Origin of the sequence: Pseudomonas avellanae BPIC 631 (assembly GCF_000444135.1) — a bacterium.
Taxonomy (GTDB): Bacteria; Pseudomonadota; Gammaproteobacteria; order Pseudomonadales; family Pseudomonadaceae; genus Aquipseudomonas; species Aquipseudomonas avellanae.
Genome location: NZ_ATDK01000281.1, coordinates 1 through 21,957, shown reverse-complemented (window position 1 = coordinate 21,957; position 21,957 = coordinate 1). Strand labels below are relative to the sequence as shown.

Below are 21,957 nucleotides of genomic sequence, written 5' to 3'. Positions count from 1 at the left end.
CCTAGCTCGCGACGTTTTTCGGACGCGCAACCGAGCACAAACGTGCAGAGTCAGCGAGAATCTCGATAGCTTTTGGCCTTGGGAAACTTGCGCGCCAGGCGATGGCGACCGTACGGAAAGGCACGGGCGGCGTCAGCGGGCGAACTTCGATTACACCGGGCGCATAGTGGTGGCTATCGACTGCCGACAACGGCAGGATCGAGATACCCAATCCGGAAGCGACCATATGGCGAATGGTTTCCAGCGAGCTGGACTCGACCGTCGTATGCCTGGCGCCTTCGTTGCCTTTGCCCAGCGTAGGGCAGGCTTCCAGCACCTGGTCACGGAAGCAGTGGCCTTCGCCCAACAGCAACAGGCTCTTGTCATTGAGGGCCGAGGCATCAATGGTCTCTTTTTGAGTCCACGGGTGGTCAGCAGGCATCAGCACAGAGAACGGCTCGTCGTACAGCGGCAGGGTCAGCACATCGGCTTCGTTGAACGGCAAGGCGATGATCACGGCATCCAGCTCGCCGTTACGCAGTTTGTCGCGCAGCACGTGGGTGAAGTTTTCCTCAATGTACAACGGCATCTGCGGGGCGACCCGGTGCAGTTGTGGGATCAGGTGAGGAAACAGGTAAGGGCCCACTGTATAGATCGCACCGACTTTCAGCGGAGCGGTCAGCTGATTCTTGCCTGCCTGGGCCAGCTCACGGATACCTTGAGCCTGCTCCAGTACTTTCTGGGCCTGAGCAACAATGCCTTCACCGACCGGAGTCAGGCGGACGGCGCTCTTGCTGCGCTCGAAGATAAGCACACCCAGTTCGTCTTCGAGTTTTTTGACGCCCACTGACAGCGTTGGCTGGCTGACGTGGCAGCGTTCGGCCGCATGACCAAAGTGCTGCTCCTGGGCGAGCGTAACGATGTAGCGCAATTCTGTAAGAGTCATAACGTGCGTCCATGAAGTTGCGACCCCAGCATAGCGGGTGCGATCGATAGACGCACGTTATCAGAAGCACTCATGAGTAACAAAAGTGCAATTCAGCGTTTATCCAGCGAATAAACGAACGGTGCGAGGATTTCAATGGTGCCGTTGTTGAGGATTTCCTTCGGCGGCTTGGGCAATGGTTGTGCACGACGGATCATTTCCATCGTTGCCCGATCCAGTGCCGGGCTGCCCGAGCTGTTGGCAATCGAGTAGGACAGTACGTTGCCATCAGCGTCCACAACGAACCGCAAACGGGCAACACCCTGCATACCGCGACGGCGAGCGTCTTCGGGATACTTCTTGTACTTGCCCAAGTGACTCAGCAGGTCGCCCTGCCAGCTAGGCAATGCGGTGCTGGGTGGCGAAGGCGTAGGTGCTGGTGCCGGAGCGGCCGATTTTTCCGGTTTGGCTGTGCTCGGCGGTGTATCGACCGGCTTTTCGTCAGCGGGCTTTTCCTGAGGTGGCTCAGGCTTCTTCTGCGGCTTGGGCGGCTGCGGTTTTGGCTTGGGCTTCTCGACCTTCTTGGGCACCACAATTTCCGGCTTCGGCGCTTGCGCGACTTCCGGCATCGGAACCTGCTCTTCGGGTGCGGGCGGCTGCGGCGGCTGAACAACCTTTGGCGGTGGTGGCGGTGCTGGCTCGGGCAATGGCGCAAGTTCGACCATCATCGCTGCCGGCGGCAGCTCGATCGCCTGAGAGGCAGGCCAGCGAACAGCAACAATGATTGCGATAGCGTGCACGGCCAGCACCAACAACAGACTACCGCTATAGCGCGTCAGTTTCTGGCGCGTACTGATCATTTCTTACCAACCGTCTCAAGCCCGACCAGACCGACCTTCAGGTAACCGGCACCGCGAAGCGTGTTCATGACGTCCATCAGGTCGCCGTAATCCACACCCTTGTCGGCCTGGAAGAAGATCGTCGTGTCCTTCTTGCCCTTGGTGCGGGCGTCCAGAACCTGACCAATCTGCTCGCGGGCCACCTTCTCTTCGCCCAGATACAGGCTTTTGTCGGTTTTGACGCTGAGGAAGATCGGCTTCTCGGGCCTGGGTTGCGGCGTGGCGGTGGAAGCCGGCAGATCGACCTTGATGTCTACGGTGGCCAACGGCGCGGCCACCATGAAGATGATCAACAGCACCAGCATGACGTCGATGAACGGCGTCACGTTGATTTCATGGTTCTCGGCGAGATCATCGCCGCCTTCGTTAAGATGCAGGCCCACGTGTTAGCCCACCTTGACCATGTGCGGTTGTTGTTGATTGCGTTCGGCAGGCTCTGGCAGATGATCCAGATCGCGGCTGACCAGCAACAGCACGTGTGCCGAGGCGTCGGAGACCTGAGCCTTGTAACCGGCGATGGAGCGCGCAAACACGTTGTAGATCACCACCGCAGGAATCGCGGCAACCAGACCCAGCGCCGTTGCCAGCAGAGCCTCGGCGATGCCGGGGGCAACGACGGCGAGGTTGGTGGTCTGGGTTTTGGCGATGCCGATGAAGCTGTTCATGATGCCCCACACGGTGCCGAACAGACCCACGAACGGCGCCGTCGAACCGATGGTTGCCAGCACGCCGGTGCCCATGCTCATGTTACGGCCACAGGCTGCTACCAAGCGCTCGAGGCGGAAGCTGACGCGCTCCTTGATCCCTTCGCGTTCACGGCTGTTGGCCGAAAGGCGCATTTCTTCAAGGGCGTCGTTCACCAGCAGGTGGGCAAGCGTGCCTTCCTTGCTGGCGGTGGCGCTGGCTTCTGTCAGGGAACGGGCTTTTTTCAGGTTGACGATCTCACCGCGCAACCGGCGCTTGGCGCCAAGCAACTCGAAGCCCTTGGAGATCCAGATGGTCCAGGTAATGATCGAGGCGATGGCCAGCCCGATCATGACGATCTTCACGACGATGTCGGCGTTCTGATACATGCCCCACGGCGACAGGTCATGTGCCATGCCCAGGCTGTTGTCTTCAGCCACTGGCTCCAGCGCCTGGACCGGTGCGGCGGCGTCAGGTGCAACAGGAGCCGCTGCCGCAGGCGCGGCGGAGGCTGCCGGGGTGGTGGTTGCTGGCGCCGATTGATCCGCGAGTGCCACCGGCACGAACATCAGGCTCAAGACAAGGGCTGCAATACCACGCCATGCACGAGGCAGGCGAGGCAGCTTGGTAGGCGAAGCGATTGATTGAATGCGTGTCATGCTGGCCGGACCTGAGAGAAAAATAGGGGGATGATTCCAGTGCGTCGTTCAGTACTTTCGACGCTCGCATGGAACAAATAGGCTGCCATTATTGCAAATCGTTCTTGTTAACAAAAGTAATACTGTATCTTTTTTACATATTTGCCCGAACACCCGACCTTCAACGACCCTTTTGCAAGGTGCTGACAACGCCTTGTACGGAGATATCAAATGACTGCTCCTTCGCTTCTGATCGCCGGTTGTGGCGACATCGGCTCTCGACTCGCTACCCGGCTCCAGCCCCATGGCTGGGTTGTCCACGGGCTGCGACGCACTGTTTCCGAGCTTCCGGCCGGGGTGATTGGCGTGGAGGGTGATCTGTTCGAGGCTCAACGGCCCGCGCAGTGGCCCACTGCTGCGCTGGACTATGTGGTGTATTGCGCCACGCCTTCGCAGCGAGACGAAGCCGGTTACCGGATGGCCTATGTCGAGGGCCTGCGTAACGTATTGAACTGGCTTGAGCAGACGGGGCAGCGGCCCAAACGGCTGATCTTTGTCTCAAGCAGCGGTGTCTACGGCCAGCAGAACGGCGAGTGGGTCGATGAGAACTCGGCCACTGAACCCGGCGGCTACACCGGCACGGTGATGCTGGAGGCCGAGCAGCTTGCGCTGAACAGCGGATTGCCCGCCACGGCCGTGAGGCTGACCGGCATTTATGGCCCGGGGCGCAGCGATCTGTCGAATCGTGTCCGCCAAGGGCACAGCGTGCGGGTTGATCCGCCTGTCTACGCCAACCGCATTCATGCCGATGACGCCGCAAGCTTGCTGGAACACCTGCTGCAAGCAGACCTGCGCGGTGTGGCGCTGGAAAGCTGCTATCTGGGGGTTGATGATGACCCTGCCGCGCTGGCCGACGTGGTGGCGTGGCTGCGTGAGTATCTGGGCGTGACCGAATGGTCGGAGGATGTCAGCGTGCAGCGCGTCGGCAGCAAGCGTTGCAGCAATGCCAGGGCGCGAGCCTTGGGATGGGCGCCGATGTACCCGGATTACCGGGTTGGCTATGCGGCTTTGCTGGGGTAGAACGTTGATTCATGAGCGCCGTGGCAGGCGCTCATGATCATCAATTGCTTACTGCTGTTGCAGCAACCAGTGACGTGCACCCGGACGCAATTCAGGCATCTGGTCTGGACCGGCATTGTTAACCGCCTGGAAAATCTCCAGCTGCTTGCCTTTGCGGGAGAAGATCCAAGGGTTGCCCTTTTCAGCCTTTTCCAGCCACATGCTGTCGTATTCGCCGCTCATGGCTGCACAATCGCCAGCCAGGCACAACGCGAAACGATCATTTTCGGGAAGCCCCTGCACACTGCCATCAGGCATGAATTGCACGGTGCTGCCCTGGCCGTCGCCTTCAACAACGGTCCATTTGCCACCCATGTAAGCGCCGTACAGCGCTCTTTCAAAGCTGCTGCCCGGCTGTGCACCCTCTGGCGCAGGGTTCTCTGGCTTCTGGAAGTGCTGCTCCGGGCCAGACTCGCTGGCAGCTTGAACCAGGTCGCCGCCCTTGACGCTCAGGTCTTCAAAGAAGTTGCCGTAGAAGTCGATGTGCAGCTTGCCTTCGGCGGCACTGACAATCTTGCCTTCGCCCAGCTCGAAACCGTTGGAATAAATAGCCTGATTGGCCTTGGAGTTGATTTTCCACTCCAGATTCGGGCCATTGGCGAGCAATGCCTGACGCAGATTGCCTTGTTTGACGGCAGCGTCGATGGCGGTCTGGTTGATCCAGGTGCCGTCCGGGTTGCGGTCGGCGAGGCTGGCGCAGCCGCTCAAAATGACGGCGAGCAGCGAAATGACGAGCGCGGAACGCATAACGGATTCCTTCCTTCAGGGAGAACGGAGCGCGAAACACGCTCCGTCGGGGATTTATTCGATGACGAGAATCGCGTCCATTTCAACCTGAGCGCCACGCGGCAATGCCGCAACACCAATGGCCGCACGCGCCGGGTACGGCTGCGAGAAATAGGTGCCCATGATCTCGTTGACCTTGGCGAAGTGACCCAGGTCGGTCAGAAAGATGTTCAGTTTGACGATGTCCTTGAACGAGCCACCCGCCGCTTCGGCAACGGTTTTCAGGTTCTCGAAGACCTGAGTGATCTGGGCTTCGATGCCTTCGACCAGCTCCATGGTGCTTGGGTCCAGCGGAATCTGTCCGGACATGTAGACGGTGTTGCCAGCTTTGATCGCCTGGGAATACGGGCCGATGGCCGCAGGGGCTTTGTCGCTGGTGATGACAGTCTTGGTCATGAAGAACTCCTGATGAATGGATTGCCTACGCGCGCATCCGGGTGATGCGTGTGACACCGGTCAAGGCGCGCAGTTTCTTGATCACGCGGGCCAGGTGCACGCGATCGTGCACGCTGACCACCAGTTGGACCACGCTGATGCGACCATCGCGTTCGTCCATACTGATTTTTTCAATATTGCCATCGGCTGCGTTGACGCTGCTGGCCAGCAAGGCGATCAGACCGCGCTGGTGCTCCAGCTCGACACGCAGCTCGACATTGAATTCGCCGGTGACGTCCTTGGCCCAGGACAGCTGGATGCATTTTTCCGGGTTGTGGCGGATTTCGCTGATATTGCGGCAGTTATCCAGGTGCACGACCATGCCCTTGCCCGCAGACAAATGGCCGACAATTGGGTCGCCCGGGATCGGCGTACAACATTTGGCGTAGCTGAGTACCAGACCTTCGGTGCCGCGAATCGCCAGCGGGCCTTCCGGGCTTGGCAGCTGCTCGCCTTCGCCCAGCAAGCGGCGGGCGACGACATAGGCCATGCGATTGCCCAGACCGATGTCTTCGAGCAGGTCTTCCAGCACCTCGACCCGATACTCGTTCAGCACCAGTTGAATGCGCTCTGGCGTAATCTTCTCCAGGCTGCATTCAAAGCCGTTGAGCACCTTGTTAAGCAGGCGCTCGCCGAGGTTGATCGACTCGGAGCGGCGTTGCAGCTTGAGCGCGTGGCGAATATGAGTACGCGCCTTGCCGGTGACGACGAAGTTCAGCCATGCCGGGTTCGGACGTGCGCCGGGGGCGCTGACAATCTCGACCGTGGAGCCGCTCTGCAGCGGCTCGGACAGTGGCGCCAGTCGGCGGTTGATGCGACAGGCAATGCAGCTGTTGCCGACATCGGTATGCACCGCATAGGCAAAATCCACTGCCGTGGAGCCTTTGGGCAGCTCCATGATCCGGCCCTTGGGCGTGAAAACGTAGACCTCGTCCGGGAACAGGTCGATCTTGACGCTCTCGATGAACTCCAGAGAGTTGCCCGCGCGTTGCTGCATTTCCAGAACGCCCTTGACCCACTGCCGGGCGCGGGCATGAGTGCCCTTGGGCTGCTCGTCGTCACTGGATTTGTACAGCCAGTGCGCCGCGATGCCGTTATTGGCCATCTCTTCCATTTCGCGTGTGCGAATCTGGATTTCGATCGGTACGCCGTGCATGCCGAACAGCGTGGTATGCAACGACTGGTAGCCGTTGGCCTTGGGGATCGCGATGTAATCCTTGAATCGGCCGGGCAGCGGCTTGTACAGATTATGTACAGCACCCAGCACGCGATAGCAGGTATCGACCTTGTCGACGATGATGCGGAACGCGTAAACGTCCATGATCTCGTTGAAGGCCCGGCGCTTGCCGCGCATCTTCTTGTAGATGCCGTAGAGGTGTTTCTGCCGCCCGCTGACGTCGCCTTCGATGCCGTCCACCGCAAGGCAATGGCTCAGGGACTCTTCGATCTTGTTGACAAGCTCCTTGCGATTACCCCTGGCGCGCTTGACCGCCTGGTTGATTCGCGAGGACCGCATCGGGTACATGGCCTTGAAACCCAGATCTTCGAATTCGATACGCACACTGTGCATGCCCAGCCGATTGGCGATGGGGGCATAGATTTCGAGGGTTTCCTTGGCGATCCGGCGGCGCTTTTCACCGGACAGAACTTCAAGCGTGCGCATGTTGTGCAGGCGGTCGGCGAGCTTGACCAGAATCACGCGGATGTCCCGCGCCATGGCCATGGCCATTTTCTGGAAGTTTTCGGCCTGAGCTTCGGCTTTGGTCTCGAAGTTCATCTGGGTCAGTTTGCTGACCCCGTCGACCAGTTCCGCGACGGTCTCGCCAAACTGCGCGCTGAGCGCTTCCTTGGCAATGCCGGTGTCTTCGATGACGTCATGCAGCATCGCGGCCATCAGGCTCTGATGGTCCATGTGCATGTCGGCGAGAATATTGGCCACCGCAAGAGGATGGGTGACGTAGGCTTCACCACTGCGACGGCGCTGGCCATCGTGGGCTTGTTCGGCGTAGAAATACGCTCGGCGGACCAGATTGACCTGGTCCTTGCCGAGGTAGGCCGACAGTCTGTCGGCGAGGGCGTCTATGCTCGGCAAGGCGCTACCCCCTGCCAATGGCTTTTACCCTGCGCCGTACTGCGTCGACCCGGCATAGGCTTAGACGGCCTCGTTGGACTCGTCCTCAAACGCTGCAAACAATGGTTCATCTTCAACGATTTCAGCTTCTGCGATTACAGCGTAATCCATCAGGCCCGCTGCGATTTCGCGCAGAGCCATAACGGTAGGCTTGTCGTTTTCCCACGCCAGCTTTGGTTCTTTGCCGCCGGTTGCCAGTTGACGGGCACGCTTGGTAGAGAGCATGACCAGCTCAAAGCGGTTATCCACGTGTTCTAGGCAGTCTTCAACGGTTACGCGGGCCATGGGTATTCCTCGTAGCAAATGCGGATGGGCGAGCGGACTCGATAGTTTACAAGCGGACGGCACCCTGCATCAAGCGGCAAGCCACCAACGGTATGTTTTTAACCTGCAACCTGTTGCATGGAAACGGCTCGATCAGGCCAGCAACTCCTGAAAAAGCTCGCTGTATTGTTCTTGCTGGTGCTGCTGAGTCAGTCGATTGGCGCGAAAAATGGACTTGAGGTCTTCCAGCGCGCCGGCAAAGTCGTCGTTGACCACCACGTATTCGTACTCGTTGTAATGGCTCATTTCGCTGACCGCTTCGCGCATCCGCGCTTCGATGATCTCATCGCTGTCCTGGCCCCGGTTGGTCAGACGCTGACGCAGCGCCTGCTGAGACGGCGGCAGAATGAATATCGACCGGGCCTGCGGCATTTGCGTACGAACCTGCCGGGCGCCCTGCCAGTCGATTTCCAGAATCAGGTCGTGACCTTCATCCAGCGTCTGCTGCAGATGGCTCTGCGAGGTGCCGTACAGATTGCCGAACACCTCGGCTTGCTCGAGAAAGTCGCCGTGCTCGATCATGCGCATGAACTCGGCACGATCGACGAAGTTGTAGTTCACGCCGTCCACTTCGCCCGGGCGCATGGCACGGGTGGTGTGCGACACCGAGACGCGAATCTTCGCCTGCGCGCCGTGTTGAGGCTCTTGCTGGGCGTCCATCAAGGCTTTGACCAGGCTGGTCTTGCCCGCGCCGGACGGGGCGGAAATGATGTAAAGGGTGCCAGTGATATGGGTCATGTGAGGTTCAGCCTTACTCAATATTCTGCACTTGCTCACGCATCTGCTCGATCAACACTTTAAGGTTGACGGCGGCCTGCGTGCTGCGTGGGTCAAAGGCCTTGGAGCCCAGTGTATTCGCTTCGCGGTTAAGCTCTTGCATCAGGAAATCAAGACGGCGACCCGCCTGACCACCGGCCTTGAGCACACGGCGCACTTCGGTGACGTGCGTGCTGAGGCGGTCCAGCTCTTCGGCCACGTCGCTTTTCTGTGCCAGCAGAACCATCTCCTGCTCCAGCCGCTGAGGATCGAGCTCGGCTTTCATGTCGGCAAAGCGGTCGAGCACTTTCTGACGCTGAGCGGCCAGCATCTGCGGCACCAATGTGCGCAGGGTGGCCACTTCCTCGACAATGGAAGACAGGCGCTCATCCAGCAACCTGGCCAGGTCTGCACCTTCACGGCCGCGCCCCAGTTTCAATTCGCCCAGCGCGTCATTGAACAGCGTCAGCGCCTCGGTGTTCAACACTTGCGGATCGCTGGCATCGGCAACCAGCACGCCCGGCCACGCCAGCACCTCAAGCGGGTTCAGCGCGGCAGGCTGCTTGATCAAGCCGGCAACCGATTCGGCGGCGGCGATCAATTGACCCGCACGCTCGCGATCAACCTGCAGCGGCTTGCCGGCGGTCTCTTCGACAAAGCGCAAGGTGCATTCAACCTTGCCACGCGACAAGCCCTGGCGCAGCGCTTCGCGAATCGCGCCCTCCAGATCGCGGAACGATTCAGGCAGGCGCAGGTGAGGCTCCAGGTAACGATGATTGACCGAGCGCAGCTCCCAGCTCAGTGTGCCCTGGGCGCCAGCCCGCTCTACTCGGGCGAAGGCAGTCATGCTGTGCACCATGGGATGTACCTCTTTGTTCGAGTCAGGCGGTTGTTCAAATCAGACGGCTCGGTTCAGATGATTCTGCTCAAGCGCGCGTAAAAACGGCTGCCATCCCTACGGGCGAAAGCCGACAGGCCAGAGGCGCAGGATTGTAGCGCAGTGCAACGCAGGCTCCCAATCCGGCAACGAGACAAGCGCCGCAAGGCACTGCACTTCATCGCGCCAAGCGCTCGAAAGCCTTGTTCCAGAGCGTTCCGGCAATGCCAGACCGGCATTCACGACTTTAGAGATGCCCAGTCGCAGCGATGGCCTCTATAATGATCGACAGTTTTCCGTCTCAGTACAGGTATCCCAGATGAAACGTCCAAGTGGTCGCGCCGCCGATCAGCTCCGCTCGATCCGCATCACCCGCAACTACACCAAACACGCCGAGGGTTCTGTACTGGTCGAGTTTGGTGATACCAAGGTGATTTGCACCGTCAGCGTCGAAAACGGCGTGCCACGCTTCCTCAAGGGCCAGGGCCAGGGTTGGCTGACTGCCGAATACGGCATGTTGCCGCGCGCCACCGGCGAGCGTAACCAGCGTGAAGCCAGCCGCGGCAAACAAGGCGGTCGTACACTCGAAATCCAGCGCCTGATCGGTCGCTCGCTGCGCGCCGCACTGGACATGTCCAAACTGGGCGACGTCACCCTGTATGTCGATTGCGACGTTATCCAGGCTGACGGCGGTACTCGTACCGCGTCCATCACCGGCGCAATGGTTGCCCTGGCAGACGCCTTGAAAGTCATCAAGAAGCGCGGCGGCCTGAAAGGCGGCGACCCGCTCAAGCAGATGATCGCAGCCGTTTCGGTCGGCATGTATCAGGGCGAACCGGTGCTTGACCTCGATTACCTGGAAGATTCCGCCGCTGAAACCGACCTGAACGTGGTCATGACCAGCGCAGGCGGCTTCATTGAAGTGCAGGGCACCGCCGAAGGCGCTCCGTTCCAGCCTGAAGAGCTGAACGCGATGCTCGCGCTGGCACAGAAGGGCATGACCGAATTGTTTGAACTGCAGCGCGCCGCACTGGCCGACTGATAACCAGGGAGTCTGAAAATGAGTGACAGCCAGCAATTGCTGAATAAACCGTCGCAAAGCGCTCGCCAGTGGGCGATGTTCTGTCACTTGTCGGCATTTGCCGGTCTGATTTTCCCTTTCGGCAACCTGCTGGGGCCGCTGATCCTCTGGCAGGTAAAGAAAGATGCAGACCCGTTCATTGATGCTCAGGGCAAGGAAGCGCTGAATTTTCAGATCACCGTCGCGATCGCGGCCACCGTCAGCATGCTGTTGATGCTGGTGGTCATCGGCTTTGCGTTGCTGATGCTGGTAGGGATCGGCGCCATGGTGCTGACGATTATTGCCGGAGTGAAGGCCAACGACGGGCTGGATTATCGTTATCCGTTCACCTGGCGCGTGCTGAAATAACGCAGAGCGCGAGCAACGCAAAAAGCCGACTTCAAGTCGGCTTTTTCGTGTCCGCTGTTTACCTGACTATCAGATAGTCAGGGTCCAGTCGTAATCAACGATCAAGGGTGCGTGCTGTGAAAAGCGTGGCTGACGCGGCAGACGGGCGCTACGCACAAAGCGGCGCAGGCCGGGTGTCAGGATCTGATAATCGAAACGCCAGCCCAGATTGAGCATCTCGGCCTGTTCGTTATCTGGCCACCAGCTGTACTGATCGCCCTCACGACTGACTTCACGCAAGGCATCGACATAGCCCATTGTGCCGACAATCTCGTCCATCCAGGCACGTTCAGGCGCCAGGAAACCAGGAGATTGCTGGCTGTCACGCCAGTTCTTGATGTCGAGCTTCTGCTGCGCCACATAGAGCGACCCGCAGTAGATGTACTCGCGACGCTTGCGGCGTTGCTTGTCCATGTACTTTCCGAAATCGTCCATGAGCTTGAATTTCTGGTTCAGGTCTTCATCCCCGTTCATTCCCGAAGGGAAGAGCAGGGTGGCGATACTGACCTTGTCGAAATCTGCTTGCAGGTAACGCCCGTAGCGGTCGGCTGTCTCGAAACCCAGGCCACTGATGACCGCCTTGGGCTGCAACCGCGAATAAAGCGCCACACCACCCTGGGCTGGAACTTCGGCTTCGCAGGCATAGAGAAAGTAGCCATCCAGCTGAAAAGCTGGATCATCCAGTTCAAAGGCGGAGGCGCGGGTGTCCTGTAAGCAGATGACGTCGGCATTCTGAGCTTGCAGCCAACTGAGCAAACCACGCTCGACTGCGCCCTGAATGCCATTTACGTTCACACTGATGATCCGCATAAATGGCCCCAAAAATCACGTGCGTGTATGATACCCGAGCTCTACCTAATTAGCTAAATCCGTGGTATTCGGGGCTTTTTTCATGCAAGCGTATCAACGCGATTTCATTCGTTTTGCCATTGATCGAGGCGTTCTGCGCTTTGGTGAGTTCACCCTCAAGTCCGGGCGCACCAGCCCGTACTTCTTCAATGCCGGGCTGTTCAACACCGGTTCCGCGCTGGCTCAGCTGGGGCGTTTCTACGCAGCGGCGGTCGTCGAGAGCGGTATCCGCTTCGACGTTCTGTTCGGTCCGGCCTACAAGGGCATTCCGCTGGCGTCGGCGACGGCCGTGGCGCTGGCTGAACATCATGACCGGGATCTGCCGTGGTGCTTCAACCGCAAGGAAGCCAAGGCGCACGGCGAAGGTGGCAGCCTGGTTGGCTCTCCGCTTGCCGGCAATGTGCTGATCATCGACGACGTGATCACTGCGGGCACGGCCATCCGTGAGGTCATGCAGATCATCAAGGACCAGGACGCCACCGCGGCCGGCGTGCTGATCGCCCTCAATCGCCAGGAGCGCGGCAATGGCGAGCTGTCGGCGATTCAGGAAGTCGAGCGTGACTTCGGCATTCCGGTGGTGAGCATCGTTTCACTGAATCAGGTGCTTGAGTTCCTGGCCGATGACGCACAGCTCAAGCAGCACCTGCCTGCCGTCGAAGCCTACCGCGCGCAATACGGAATCTGAGGTCAGGCCTATGGCAGTCAGCGGCAGAGGACGGCATTCGGTTTCAGGTACGCTAAGCGTTTTGGGGCTGTGGCTGGCGCTTGGCATGCTTGCGCCCTTGGACGCTCAAGCCGCCGACGCGCCGGAAATCCGCCTGTATCGCTACGTTGACAGCCGCGGTGTGACGGTGATCGATACCCAGGGCGTGCCGCCCGACTATGTCGCCAAAGGCTACGAAGTGCTTAATGGCCGTGGCCGGGTGATACAGGTCGTACCGCCCGCACCGACGGCCGAGCAGATTCGCCAGACCGAAGCCGACAAGCTCCAGGCCGCCGCCGATGCACAGCTGTTGAGCCTGTACAGCAGCGTGGGAGAGGTGGATCGCGTCAAGGCCCGCAAACTGGCCGAACTGGATGCGCTGGTCGGCGTTGCCCAAGGCAACATCCAGGGGCTTGCCGCGCAGCAGCGCAACCTGCAAAGCCAGGCAGCCGATCTGGAACGCGCAGGGCGTCCGGTTCAGCAGGCACTGGTCGATCAGCTCAATGACCTGCGCGACCAGCAGCACAAGCTACAGGCCGACATCGCCGGGTATCAGGCCGCACGGGTAAAAGCCGAAGCCGGTTTCGCCGAAGATCGTGTGCGCGTGCAGCGGCTGACGCAGTAAGCCTCACCTTAAAGATCGGACGCAGAGCGTCCAGAACGGCATGCCGACGCGGAGCGTCGCACGATAGTTGGGATATCGTTGCGCACCTTCCAGCCCTGACACCTATCGTTACTCACGCTCCAGCGCAGGAGTGCCTTGGGTGACGCTCTGCGTCACAAATCTGCGCCGCACCACACCTTCAAGGAGGGAGAACCAAAAAAGCCCCGTCAGCGTCAGCTCACGGGGCTTTTTGTACTACGCCTGAATCAATGCCGCTTGCGGTTGGTAATCTGGGTACCGACACCGCTGTCAGTGAAGATTTCCAGCAAGACCGCGTTAGGCACTCGCCCATCGATGATGTGCGAGCTGTTGACCCCGCCCTGAACCGCTTCCAGCGCGCAACGGATCTTCGGCAGCATGCCGCCGTAGATGGTGCCGTCAGCGATCAGGCCATCGACCTGCTCGGTGGTCAGGCCAGTCAGCACTTCGCCCTGCTTGTTCATCAAACCGGCGATGTTGGTCAGCAGAATCAGCTTCTCGGCCTTGAGGGCTTCGGCAACCTTGCCCGCCACCAGGTCAGCATTGATGTTGTAGGACTCGCCATCCGGACCCACACCAATAGGTGCGATGACCGGAATGAAATCCCCTTTGACCAGCATGTTCAGCAAGCCGGTATTAACCCCGACCACTTCGCCCACCTGACCGATGTCGATGATTTCCGGCTTGGTCATCTCCGGCGTCTGGCGTGTGACGGTGAGCTTCTTCGCACGAATCAGCTCAGCGTCCTTGCCGGTCAGACCGATGGCGCTGCCGCCATGACGGTTGATCAGGTTGACGATGTCCTTGTTGACCTGGCCGCCCAGCACCATCTCCACCACATCCATGGTCTGAGCGTCAGTGACGCGCATGCCATCGATGAAGTGGCTCTCGATGGACAGGCGCTTGAGCAGATCACCGATCTGCGGCCCGCCGCCATGAACTACCACCGGGTTAATACCAACCGCCTTCATCAACACGATGTCGCGCGCGAAGCCGGTTTTCAGCTCCTCGCTCTCCATGGCGTTGCCGCCGTACTTGATAACCAGCGTCTTGCCGACAAAGCGGCGAATGTACGGCAGCGCTTCGGAAAGAACCTTGGCTACATTAGAGGCGGCATCACGTTCGAGGGTCATTCAGGGCTCCAGTCAAAAGGAAAAACAATCAAAATGGCAGGTCGAGGTCCGGCGCAACTTTCTTGAGCTCAGCGTGGAACACGCCCTGGATACGCTCCAGTTCGGCCTGGGTTTCAGCCTCGAAACGCAGCACCAGCACCGGCGTGGTGTTGGAAGCGCGAACCAGACCCCAGCCCTTCGGATAGTCCACACGGACACCGTCGATAGTGGTCAGTTTGGCGTCGCCCCACTGGGCATCTTTCTCAAGGGCCTCAATGATGCTGAACTTGGTAACGTCCGTCACCTTGATGTTGATTTCAGGCGTCGAAATGTCGTTCGGGAAGGTCTCGAACAGGTCTTCGGCATTGGCCGGCTCCTGGCTGAGGATCTCCAGCAGACGTGCCGCGCTGTAGATGCCGTCGTCGAAACCGAACCAGCGCTCCTTGAAGAAGATATGGCCGCTCATTTCGCCAGCCAGCAACGCGCCGCTTTTTTTCATTTCTTTCTTGATCAGCGAGTGACCGGTTTTCCACATGACCGGACGACCACCGTGTTCGCTGATCAGCGGCGTCAGGCGACGGGTGCATTTGACGTCGAAAATGATGTCGGCACCCGGATTGCGCTTGAGTACATCCAGCGCGAACAGCATCAACAGGCGATCGGGATAAACCACATTGCCTGCGTTGGTCACAACACCGACACGGTCGCCGTCGCCGTCGAAGGCCAGGCCCAGATCGGCACCGGTTTCCTTGACCTTGGCGATCAGGTCCTGCAGGTTTTCCAGCTTGCCCGGGTCCGGGTGGTGGTTCGGGAAGTTGCCGTCCACCTCGGCGAACAGCGAAATCACCTCGCAACCCAGCGCTTCGATCAACTGCGGGGCGATCACACCTGCCGCACCGTTGCCGCAATCGACCACGACCTTGAGCTTACGCGCCATGACGATGTCGTCCTTGATCTGCTTGAAGTAGCGATCAAGGATGTCGACTTGGGTGATGCTGCCTTTTTGCGAGGTCAGGTTGTTGGTCTTGATGCGCTCGTGCAGCGCCTGGATCTGCTCGTTGGCGAGGGTATCGCCCGCGATAACGATCTTGAAACCGTTGTAATCCTTGGGGTTGTGGCTACCGGTCAACATGACGCCGGTCTTGCCGGCCAGCACGTTGGCTGCGTAATACAGCGCAGGGGTCGGCACCAGGCCAACGTCGCTGACATGGCAGCCGCTGTCGTGTAGGCCCTGGATCAGTTGCTGCACCAGCTCAGGGCCGGAAAGACGACCATCGCGGCCAACGCTGACATTGGGTTCGTTCTGCGCCAGGCTTTCTGAGCCGATTGCGCGACCGATCCAGTATGCCGTTTCAGCGTTGAGGGTATCCCCGACCACGCCGCGGATGTCATACGCACGGAAAATAGTGTCGGGAAGAGTGGGTGCCACGGATGCTGGGCTGTTCATAGCGAGGGGATGCTCCGATCTCAGGAAGTCCTGGTTTTCGTCGAGAAGGTCGATATCAAGAATATCGGTATCTTGAAACAGCGGATCGGTCCAGTCGGTACGCGACGCAACGACTGCAGGCGAAGCACTGTTCTGGGTAATATTTGCGCCATGCTGCTCGCTGGCCGCCTGTACAGGCACGACCTGAGGCTGACTACGAAGCGAAACACGAGCAAGGGCCTGGGCCAGACCACTGAGGGCCGGGAGGCTCAAACCGAAAGGTTTGACGGCTTTTCCGCGCGAGAGTTCTTGAAGCAGCTGATCCAGCTGCCGTGCATCGGCACAAATACGCCGCTGCAAAACCCTTTCGTTACGGTGCAGGCCAAGCAGCACGCCTGCTCCAGCAATAACCAGTGCCAATAACAAAAGCACGATGGAGGGCGAAGTTTTTAGCCCCGCACCCGGCGTGAACTCAAGCTTCCAGCCGGCAAAACCGGTATCGAACCCTTGCGGCTTGTCGCCATCTGCCTGCCCGCGCTGCAGAAAAACCTGCGCAGGTCCGCTGCCGAACTGCTGACTGAGGACGATTTGCCCAGCCTCAGCCGGCAGCACTGGCAAGGCATCGAGCAAGTGCTGCATGTCGAAGGCCAGCAGCAATGTACCCAGAACCGGCTGATCTGCGCCCGCACGTACCGGCGCTGCGCTGTAGATCAGCCAGCGCTCACCGACCTTGCGAGCCTCCGGGGCAACCCCTTCGCCCTGCGCAACCTTGTTGAGCATATCCAGCGTGGCGAAGCTGACCGGCAGCGCGCCTTGCGTATCGACATCAGCCAGCCCCTTGGGGTAAAGCCGTGCGCCTGACAGACCGCCCCAGCGGGTGACGCGCTCCTGCGCAGCAACCCGCGCATTGGCGTCGTTGCTCTGCAGCGCCTGAACCAGCGCTGCGCTGGACGCCGCGGCCTGGGTGTCGGCATTGATCTGCCGCAGCGCCAGGTTGACCGCTGACGCCTGACTGCCGCCCCATGCCTGGACCAGTTGATCCTGCTGCTGCGGGCCGGTCATCAGGGCAACCCAGACCAGCGCCGCAGCGATGATCAGGCCGACTGCCGCTGGCACAAGACCCGGCGCGAGCGCGTTGAGGCTCGCAGCCGGGGGAGCGTTATCGGCGGGTATGGCTTGCTTTGAAGCGCTGTGCTGAGTGCCTTTCACCGACCTCTCCCTGAGCCTTGATGCGCAACCGTTTCATGAGCCGAATGATAACAATCAATGACTTCCGGAGTGACCAAAGCCGCCTGTGCCACGTTGACTTTCGTCGAATTCTTCTACCAGCTCGAAACGGGCCTGTACCACAGGCACCAGCACCAGTTGTGCAATACGCTCGCCCACCGCGATATTGAACGCAGTCTGACCACGGTTCCAGCAGGACACCATCAGCTCGCCCTGATAATCGGAGTCGATCAAGCCGACCAGATTGCCCAGCACGATGCCATGCTTATGACCCAGGCCTGAGCGCGGCAGAATCAGGGCGGCAAGCCCCGGATCGCCGATGTAGATCGACAGGCCGGTGGGGATCAGCAAGGTCTGGCCGGGCTCGAGAAGGGTGTCTTCCTTGAGCATGGCGCGCAGGTCCAGGCCGGCCGAGCCGACGGTGGCGTAGGCCGGGAGCGGAAATTCGTTGCCAATGCGAGGGTCGAGGATCTTGGCTTGTAGAGCGTGCATTCGTAGTTAAACCTGATTCATGCGGTCGGCGATAAAAGTGATCAGTTGGCGGGCAATCTTGGCCTTGCTGGTCTGGGCAAAAAGCGTTGCGTGCAACGCCCGGTCAATCACGCTGCAAGCGTTCTCCTCACTGTTGAAGCCGATGCTGGGGTTGGCCACATCGTTGGCGACAATAAGGTCAAGGTTCTTGTCTTTGAGCTTTCGGGCAGCATAGTCGAGCAGGTGCTCGGTCTCGGCAGCAAAGCCGACACTGAACGGACGATCCGGACGGGTTGCAATGGTCGCCAGAATATCTGGATTACGGACCATCTGCAGCAGCAAGCCGTCACCGTTTGAAGGATCTTTCTTGAGTTTGTGCGGGGCAATGACTTCCGGTCGGTAGTCCGCCACCGCTGCCGACGCGATGAACAGATCACACGGAATGGCTGCCTCACACGCCGCCAGCATGTCGCGGGCACTGACCACGTCGATGCGCGAGACGCGATCCGGCGTCGGCAGGTTGACGGGACCTGTGATCAGCGTAACGCGAGCGCCGGCTTCCACCGCCGCTTCGGCCAGGGCAAAGCCCATTTTGCCGGAGCTGTGGTTGGTGATGTAGCGCACCGGATCGATGTTTTCCTGGGTCGGACCTGCAGTGATCAGCACATGCCTGCCGGTCAGGCTCAGGCGCTGGAAGCAGTCGGCCGCGCACTTGGCCAGATCGTCGGCTTCCAGCATGCGCCCGAAGCCGACATCGCCACACGCCTGACTGCCGGAAGCAGGCCCGAACACACGGAAGTCGCGCTGTTCAAGCAAGCGGGTGTTGGCCTGCACGGAAGCATCACGCCACATCGCCTGGTTCATTGCCGGGGCGATGGCGACGGTTGCGTCGGTGGCCAGCACGATGGTGGTCAGCAGGTCGTTGGCGATGCCTTGAGCCAGACGCGCGATCAGGTCGGCAGTGGCCGGTGCGATGAGGATCAGGTCGGCCCACTTGGCCAGCTCGATGTGCCCCATCGCGGCTTCGGCGGCCGGGTCGAGAAGGTCAAGGTGCACAGGGTGCCCGGAAAGAGCCTGCATGGTCAGCGGGGTGATGAACTCTGCGCCGCCCTTGGTCATGACCACACGCACTTCAGCGCCCTGGTCGCGCAATCGGCGGACCAGCTCGGCGCTCTTGTAGGCCGCGATGCCGCCGCCGACGCCCAGAACGATGCGTTTTCGATACAGCCGCTGCATAGACCTGCCTTTTTGGTCGAGTGAATACGCGACGGCCATGACGCCTCCCCAGGCCAGATCGTCGCGCAAAAAAGATGGGCTAAGATAGCACAGCGACCGCAGTGCAACAGCGGCGCCCAACCACATGGAGGTGCTATGAATATTCGCAGTTGGCCCGCGGCCGAACGCCCGCGGGAACGCTTGTTGGAGCTGGGAGCGGCGAGCCTTTCGGATGCCGAATTGCTGGCGATCTTTTTACGCACCGGCGTGGCCGGAAAAAGCGCCGTAGACCTGGCGCGTCACCTCTTGAATCAATTCGACGGGCTCAGATCGTTACTGGAGGCTGATCAGCCCGCGTTCACCGCTCAACTGGGGCTGGGACCGGCAAAATTCGCTCAGTTGCAGGCCGTCATGGAGATGGCGCGCCGGCACATGGCCGAGTCATTGCGCCGCGATTCAGCGCTGGAAAACCCGGCCCAGGTGCGCAACTACCTCAAGGCCCAGCTTCGACACGAGCCACATGAAGTCTTCGCCTGCCTGTTTCTGGATAACAAGCACCGGGTCATGACCTTCGAGATCCTGTTTCGCGGGACGATCAATGCGTCCTACGTGCACCCACGTCAGGTGGTGAAGCGGGCGCTGGCGCACAACGCCGCCAGCTTGATCCTCTGCCACAACCATCCCTCTGGCATCACCACCCCCAGCCGCTCTGACATCGACCTGACCAAGCGCCTCAAGGAAGCCCTGATGCTGGTGGATGTTCATGTGCTCGACCATGTGATCGTGGGCGACGGCGAGCCGTTGTCGATGGTGGAGAAGGGGTTGATGTAGCGGGCCGATTGATCGTTCCAGCACCCCAGGCGCGGGAACGATCAGCACAGCGAGTTACTTCACCTGCACCTTGTAAAAGTCCTGCCGTCCGAAGGGGCTGACCTGATAGCCCGTAACGTCCTTGCGCACCAGTGCGGCGGCGGTCGGGTGGGCGAGGGGGATCCACAGCGCCTGTTGCTGGATCTGCTGCTGAGCCTGGTGATACAACTTGCTGCGCTCGGCCTGATCGCTGATGGACTTGCCATCGGCGATCAGCGTGTCCAGGGTCTTGTCGCAATAGCGGGCAAAGTTGGTGCCCGATTGCACCGCCGCGCACGAGAACTGAGGTGTCAGGAAGTTATCCGGGTCGCCATTGTCGCCCGCCCAGCCCATGAACAGCAGATCGTGCTCACCGGCCTTGGCGCGCCGAATCAGCTCGCCCCACTCGATCACCTTGATCTCGGCGTCGATACCGATCTGTTTCAGGTCAGCCTGTAGCAATTGCGCGCTCAGGCCAGGGTTGGGGTTCAACAGGCTGCCGGAAGGCCGTGTCCAGATGGTGGTCTTAAAGCCATCTTTCAAACCGGCCTTGGCCAGCAATGCCTTGGCTTTGGCAACGTCGTGCGGGTAGCCGGACAGGTCTTTGGCGTAGCTCCAGGTATTGGGCGGATAAGGGCCATTGGCAGCGCCGGCGGTGCCTTCGAATACGGCCTTCAGGTAGTTGGCCTTGTCGAACGCCAGGTTGATTGCCTGACGAACTTCGGGCTTGTCGAACGGCGGGTGCTGGCTGTTGATCGCAACAAATGCAGTCATGAACGCGTCGGTTTTTTCGACCTTGAGCGAGTCGTCCTTGCTGGCCGCCTGAATATCCAGCGGCTTGGGGGACAGGGCAATCTGGCACTCGTCCTGGCGGATTTTCTGCAGGCGCACATTGGCATCCGGCGTAATGGCATACACCAGCGTGTCGATATCCGACTTGCCGGCGAAGTAATCCTTGAACGCTTCGTAACGCACCACGGCATCCTTCTGGAAGCGCTTGAAGACAAACGGCCCGGTGCCGATTGGCTGGCTGTTGAGTTTTTCCGGCGTGCCCGCTTTAAGCAGCTGCGCGGTGTACTCAGCCGAGTAGATCGACGCAAACCCCATGCTCAGCGTGGCGAGGAAGGTCGAATCGGCTCGATTGAGCGTGAAGCGCACCGAATGAACGTCAGGCGCCTCAATGCTTTTGATCAGCGCAGGCAACTGCATGGACTGCGCGTGCGGGAAGCCGCTCTGGGCAATCTTGTGCCACGGATTTTGCGGGTCGAGCATGCGCTGGAAGCTGAACAGCACGTCATCCGCGCTCAATTCGCGAGTCGGCGTGAAGTAGTCGGTGGTGTGGAATTTCACCCCGGTGCGCAGCTTGAAATCATAGGTCAGGCCGTCAGCGGAGACGGTCCAGCCTTGCGCCAGGCTTGGCACCAGCTTGCCGCTCTTGGCATCGAAGTCCACCAGACGGTTCATCAGCACATCCGCCGACGCATTGGTGGTGGTCAGCGAGTTATACTGCACCACATCGAAACCCTCGGGGCTGGCTTCAGTGCAGACCGCAAGGCTCGACGCCTGGGCGGCAAGCGGGAGTAGCGTGGAGGCAAGCAAAAAGGGAAGTGCAGCAAGGCGCATGGCTATATTCCTGTTCAGAAAGGGGCCCATCTGCCGGCGCAGTCTGGTTAAGAGCTAACCCTAGACCATGTAATGGCGTAGAACAATCGTCACGGTGCGACGAGCGGTCGATTTGCCCGCACCCCCGCTGCGCTTGAGCATACCGCCGCACAGGGCGCGACCATTCGGGCTAAAGTGCTTTGCCTGTTGTTGCATTGCGGGGTTTCTGGTATAAAGCAGCGCTCTTTTCTAGGGGCCCGGTTCCTTCACTGTAGGTGTAGCCGGTAAGACCCTTAAAGAAACGCGGCGCCTGGCGCCAAATGACTGAGAGATTAAGCGGCCAACCCATGCCGGGTTGGGCATGTGGTTTTAGAGGGCTGAGGCATGTCGAGAGTATGTCAAGTTACCGGTAAGGGTCCGGTGACTGGGAATAACATTTCCCACGCAAACAACAAAACCCGTCGTCGTTTCCTGCCAAACCTGCAGCATCACCGCTTCTGGGTTGAAGGCGAGAAGCGTTTTGTTCGTCTGCGCGTATCTGCTAAAGGCATGCGCATCATCGACAAGCGTGGCATCGAAGTTGTGCTCGCTGAACTCCGTCGCGACGGCAAAATTTAAGGGAGAGAATCATGCGTGAATTGATCCGTTTGGTGTCGAGCGCTGGTACAGGCCATTTCTACACCACCGACAAGAACAAACGTACTACTCCGGATAAAATCGAAATCAAAAAATTCGATCCGGTTGTACGCAAGCACGTGATCTACAAAGAAGGCAAAATCAAGTAATTGATTCTGTCGGCTACAAAAAAGCCCGCCTCGCAGCGCAATGCTGTTCACTTA

At 59.7% G+C, this 21,957-nt stretch carries 24 protein-coding genes; 8 read left to right on the top strand and 16 right to left on the bottom strand.

Features of this window, described 5'->3' with window-relative positions:
* Nucleotide 1: 1 nt before the first annotated feature.
* From DW49_RS0116680 to exbB, 4 genes are all read right to left on the bottom strand, one after another.
* Nucleotides 2–925, bottom strand: coding sequence for a hydrogen peroxide-inducible genes activator (locus tag DW49_RS0116680; protein ID WP_003377961.1), 924 nt, complete (start codon nt 923–925; stop codon nt 2–4).
* A gap of 92 nt (nt 926–1,017) precedes the next feature.
* On the bottom strand, nt 1,018–1,764 hold the full coding sequence (locus DW49_RS0116675; RefSeq protein ID WP_005613236.1) for an energy transducer TonB: 747 nt from the start codon (nt 1,762–1,764) through the stop codon (nt 1,018–1,020).
* A complete protein-coding gene (exbD, locus tag DW49_RS0116670) occupies nt 1,761–2,186 on the bottom strand; it encodes a TonB system transport protein ExbD (RefSeq protein WP_005613239.1) in 426 nt (141 codons plus the stop codon). The genes DW49_RS0116675 and exbD overlap by 4 nt, the downstream gene beginning before the upstream one ends.
* Nucleotides 2,187–2,189: 3 nt before the next feature.
* Nucleotides 2,190–3,146, bottom strand: coding sequence for a tonB-system energizer ExbB (exbB, locus tag DW49_RS0116665; RefSeq protein ID WP_024419686.1), 957 nt, complete (start codon nt 3,144–3,146; stop codon nt 2,190–2,192).
* 210 nt (nt 3,147–3,356) lie between these two features.
* On the opposite strand from exbB, the gene DW49_RS0116660 reads away from it, so the two are divergent.
* Nucleotides 3,357–4,205: an SDR family oxidoreductase gene (locus tag DW49_RS0116660; RefSeq protein WP_024421324.1), complete on the top strand. Its 849-nt coding sequence runs from the start codon at nt 3,357–3,359 to the stop codon at nt 4,203–4,205.
* A 48-nt stretch (nt 4,206–4,253) separates the two neighbouring features.
* On the opposite strand, the gene DW49_RS0116655 is transcribed toward DW49_RS0116660, so the two are convergent.
* From DW49_RS0116655 to DW49_RS0116630, 6 genes are all read right to left on the bottom strand, one after another.
* Nucleotides 4,254–4,991 (bottom strand): lipoprotein, encoded by a 738-nt coding sequence (locus DW49_RS0116655; protein ID WP_003377974.1) that lies wholly within the window; start codon nt 4,989–4,991, stop codon nt 4,254–4,256.
* Nucleotides 4,992–5,045: 54 nt separating this feature from the next.
* A complete protein-coding gene (locus tag DW49_RS0116650) occupies nt 5,046–5,426 on the bottom strand; it encodes a RidA family protein (RefSeq protein WP_005613247.1) in 381 nt (126 codons plus the stop codon).
* 25 nt (nt 5,427–5,451) lie between these two features.
* Entirely contained in the window at nt 5,452–7,557 is a 2,106-nt protein-coding gene (spoT, locus tag DW49_RS0116645) for a bifunctional GTP diphosphokinase/guanosine-3',5'-bis pyrophosphate 3'-pyrophosphohydrolase (protein ID WP_003377977.1), read from the bottom strand.
* A 60-nt stretch (nt 7,558–7,617) separates the two neighbouring features.
* Nucleotides 7,618–7,881, bottom strand: coding sequence for a DNA-directed RNA polymerase subunit omega (gene rpoZ, locus DW49_RS0116640; protein WP_002551500.1), 264 nt, complete (start codon nt 7,879–7,881; stop codon nt 7,618–7,620).
* Nucleotides 7,882–8,013: 132 nt separating this feature from the next.
* Entirely contained in the window at nt 8,014–8,658 is a 645-nt protein-coding gene (gene gmk / locus DW49_RS0116635; protein WP_005613279.1) for a guanylate kinase, read from the bottom strand.
* Nucleotides 8,659–8,671: 13 nt separating this feature from the next.
* Nucleotides 8,672–9,535 carry a YicC/YloC family endoribonuclease gene (locus DW49_RS0116630; protein WP_005613281.1) on the bottom strand — a complete coding sequence of 288 codons (864 nt, stop codon included), beginning with the start codon at nt 9,533–9,535 and terminating at the stop codon, nt 8,672–8,674.
* A 337-nt stretch (nt 9,536–9,872) separates the two neighbouring features.
* On the opposite strand from DW49_RS0116630, the gene rph reads away from it, so the two are divergent.
* Nucleotides 9,873–10,595, top strand: coding sequence for a ribonuclease PH (rph, locus tag DW49_RS0116625; RefSeq protein ID WP_003313989.1), 723 nt, complete (start codon nt 9,873–9,875; stop codon nt 10,593–10,595).
* 18 nt (nt 10,596–10,613) lie between these two features.
* Nucleotides 10,614–10,982: a DUF4870 domain-containing protein gene (locus tag DW49_RS0116620; RefSeq protein WP_003377984.1), complete on the top strand. Its 369-nt coding sequence runs from the start codon at nt 10,614–10,616 to the stop codon at nt 10,980–10,982.
* Between the two features lie 69 nt (nt 10,983–11,051).
* On the opposite strand, the gene DW49_RS0116615 is transcribed toward DW49_RS0116620, so the two are convergent.
* Complete coding sequence (locus DW49_RS0116615; RefSeq protein WP_005613323.1) at nt 11,052–11,831, bottom strand: exodeoxyribonuclease III; 780 nt, start codon at nt 11,829–11,831, stop codon at nt 11,052–11,054.
* Nucleotides 11,832–11,913: 82 nt separating this feature from the next.
* Between DW49_RS0116615 and pyrE the strand changes: the two genes are divergently transcribed.
* Entirely contained in the window at nt 11,914–12,555 is a 642-nt protein-coding gene (gene pyrE, locus DW49_RS0116610) for an orotate phosphoribosyltransferase (RefSeq protein WP_003377988.1), read from the top strand.
* A 10-nt stretch (nt 12,556–12,565) separates the two neighbouring features.
* Nucleotides 12,566–13,198, top strand: coding sequence for a hypothetical protein (locus DW49_RS0116605; RefSeq protein ID WP_024419688.1), 633 nt, complete (start codon nt 12,566–12,568; stop codon nt 13,196–13,198).
* Nucleotides 13,199–13,443: 245 nt separating this feature from the next.
* On the opposite strand, the gene argB is transcribed toward DW49_RS0116605, so the two are convergent.
* The 4 genes from argB to coaBC are packed head-to-tail and all read right to left on the bottom strand — an operon-like array spanning nt 13,444 to nt 18,688.
* Nucleotides 13,444–14,349, bottom strand: a complete 906-nt coding sequence (gene argB / locus DW49_RS0116600) for an acetylglutamate kinase (protein ID WP_002551508.1) — start codon at nt 14,347–14,349, stop codon at nt 13,444–13,446.
* 28 nt (nt 14,350–14,377) lie between these two features.
* The gene (locus DW49_RS1000000134045; protein WP_024420710.1) at nt 14,378–16,963 is read right to left on the bottom strand and encodes a phosphomannomutase/phosphoglucomutase; all 2,586 of its coding nucleotides are present in this window, start codon (nt 16,961–16,963) and stop codon (nt 14,378–14,380) included.
* Nucleotides 16,964–17,017: 54 nt separating this feature from the next.
* A complete protein-coding gene (dut, locus tag DW49_RS0116590; protein WP_003377993.1) occupies nt 17,018–17,473 on the bottom strand; it encodes a dUTP diphosphatase in 456 nt (151 codons plus the stop codon).
* Nucleotides 17,474–17,479: 6 nt separating this feature from the next.
* Entirely contained in the window at nt 17,480–18,688 is a 1,209-nt protein-coding gene (coaBC, locus tag DW49_RS0116585; protein WP_005613331.1) for a bifunctional phosphopantothenoylcysteine decarboxylase/phosphopantothenate--cysteine ligase CoaBC, read from the bottom strand.
* Nucleotides 18,689–18,823: 135 nt separating this feature from the next.
* On the opposite strand from coaBC, the gene radC reads away from it, so the two are divergent.
* Nucleotides 18,824–19,498 (top strand): RadC family protein, encoded by a 675-nt coding sequence (gene radC, locus DW49_RS0116580; RefSeq protein WP_005613334.1) that lies wholly within the window; start codon nt 18,824–18,826, stop codon nt 19,496–19,498.
* Nucleotides 19,499–19,552: 54 nt separating this feature from the next.
* On the opposite strand, the gene DW49_RS0116575 is transcribed toward radC, so the two are convergent.
* On the bottom strand, nt 19,553–21,139 hold the full coding sequence (locus tag DW49_RS0116575) for an ABC transporter substrate-binding protein (protein ID WP_005613336.1): 1,587 nt from the start codon (nt 21,137–21,139) through the stop codon (nt 19,553–19,555).
* 363 nt (nt 21,140–21,502) lie between these two features.
* On the opposite strand from DW49_RS0116575, the gene rpmB reads away from it, so the two are divergent.
* Entirely contained in the window at nt 21,503–21,736 is a 234-nt protein-coding gene (gene rpmB, locus DW49_RS0116570; RefSeq protein WP_002551514.1) for a 50S ribosomal protein L28, read from the top strand.
* A gap of 11 nt (nt 21,737–21,747) precedes the next feature.
* Nucleotides 21,748–21,903 carry a 50S ribosomal protein L33 gene (rpmG, locus tag DW49_RS0116565; protein ID WP_002551515.1) on the top strand — a complete coding sequence of 52 codons (156 nt, stop codon included), beginning with the start codon at nt 21,748–21,750 and terminating at the stop codon, nt 21,901–21,903.
* Nucleotides 21,904–21,957 lie beyond the last annotated feature (54 nt).

Coding starts and splice junctions, on each gene's coding strand:
- DW49_RS0116680 (WP_003377961.1), bottom strand. CDS start 925: ATGACTCTTACAGAATTGCGCTACATCGTTACGCTCGCCCAGGAGCAG.
- DW49_RS0116675 (WP_005613236.1), bottom strand. CDS start 1,764: ATGATCAGTACGCGCCAGAAACTGACGCGCTATAGCGGTAGTCTGTTG.
- exbB (WP_024419686.1), bottom strand. CDS start 3,146: ATGACACGCATTCAATCAATCGCTTCGCCTACCAAGCTGCCTCGCCTG.
- DW49_RS0116660 (WP_024421324.1), top strand. CDS start 3,357: ATGACTGCTCCTTCGCTTCTGATCGCCGGTTGTGGCGACATCGGCTCT.
- DW49_RS0116655 (WP_003377974.1), bottom strand. CDS start 4,991: ATGCGTTCCGCGCTCGTCATTTCGCTGCTCGCCGTCATTTTGAGCGGC.
- DW49_RS0116650 (WP_005613247.1), bottom strand. CDS start 5,426: ATGACCAAGACTGTCATCACCAGCGACAAAGCCCCTGCGGCCATCGGC.
- rpoZ (WP_002551500.1), bottom strand. CDS start 7,881: ATGGCCCGCGTAACCGTTGAAGACTGCCTAGAACACGTGGATAACCGC.
- gmk (WP_005613279.1), bottom strand. CDS start 8,658: ATGACCCATATCACTGGCACCCTTTACATCATTTCCGCCCCGTCCGGC.
- DW49_RS0116630 (WP_005613281.1), bottom strand. CDS start 9,535: ATGGTGCACAGCATGACTGCCTTCGCCCGAGTAGAGCGGGCTGGCGCC.
- rph (WP_003313989.1), top strand. CDS start 9,873: ATGAAACGTCCAAGTGGTCGCGCCGCCGATCAGCTCCGCTCGATCCGC.
- DW49_RS0116620 (WP_003377984.1), top strand. CDS start 10,614: ATGAGTGACAGCCAGCAATTGCTGAATAAACCGTCGCAAAGCGCTCGC.
- DW49_RS0116615 (WP_005613323.1), bottom strand. CDS start 11,831: ATGCGGATCATCAGTGTGAACGTAAATGGCATTCAGGGCGCAGTCGAG.
- pyrE (WP_003377988.1), top strand. CDS start 11,914: ATGCAAGCGTATCAACGCGATTTCATTCGTTTTGCCATTGATCGAGGC.
- DW49_RS0116605 (WP_024419688.1), top strand. CDS start 12,566: ATGGCAGTCAGCGGCAGAGGACGGCATTCGGTTTCAGGTACGCTAAGC.
- argB (WP_002551508.1), bottom strand. CDS start 14,349: ATGACCCTCGAACGTGATGCCGCCTCTAATGTAGCCAAGGTTCTTTCC.
- dut (WP_003377993.1), bottom strand. CDS start 17,473: ATGCACGCTCTACAAGCCAAGATCCTCGACCCTCGCATTGGCAACGAA.
- coaBC (WP_005613331.1), bottom strand. CDS start 18,688: ATGCAGCGGCTGTATCGAAAACGCATCGTTCTGGGCGTCGGCGGCGGC.
- radC (WP_005613334.1), top strand. CDS start 18,824: ATGAATATTCGCAGTTGGCCCGCGGCCGAACGCCCGCGGGAACGCTTG.
- DW49_RS0116575 (WP_005613336.1), bottom strand. CDS start 21,139: ATGCGCCTTGCTGCACTTCCCTTTTTGCTTGCCTCCACGCTACTCCCG.
- rpmB (WP_002551514.1), top strand. CDS start 21,503: ATGTCGAGAGTATGTCAAGTTACCGGTAAGGGTCCGGTGACTGGGAAT.
- rpmG (WP_002551515.1), top strand. CDS start 21,748: ATGCGTGAATTGATCCGTTTGGTGTCGAGCGCTGGTACAGGCCATTTC.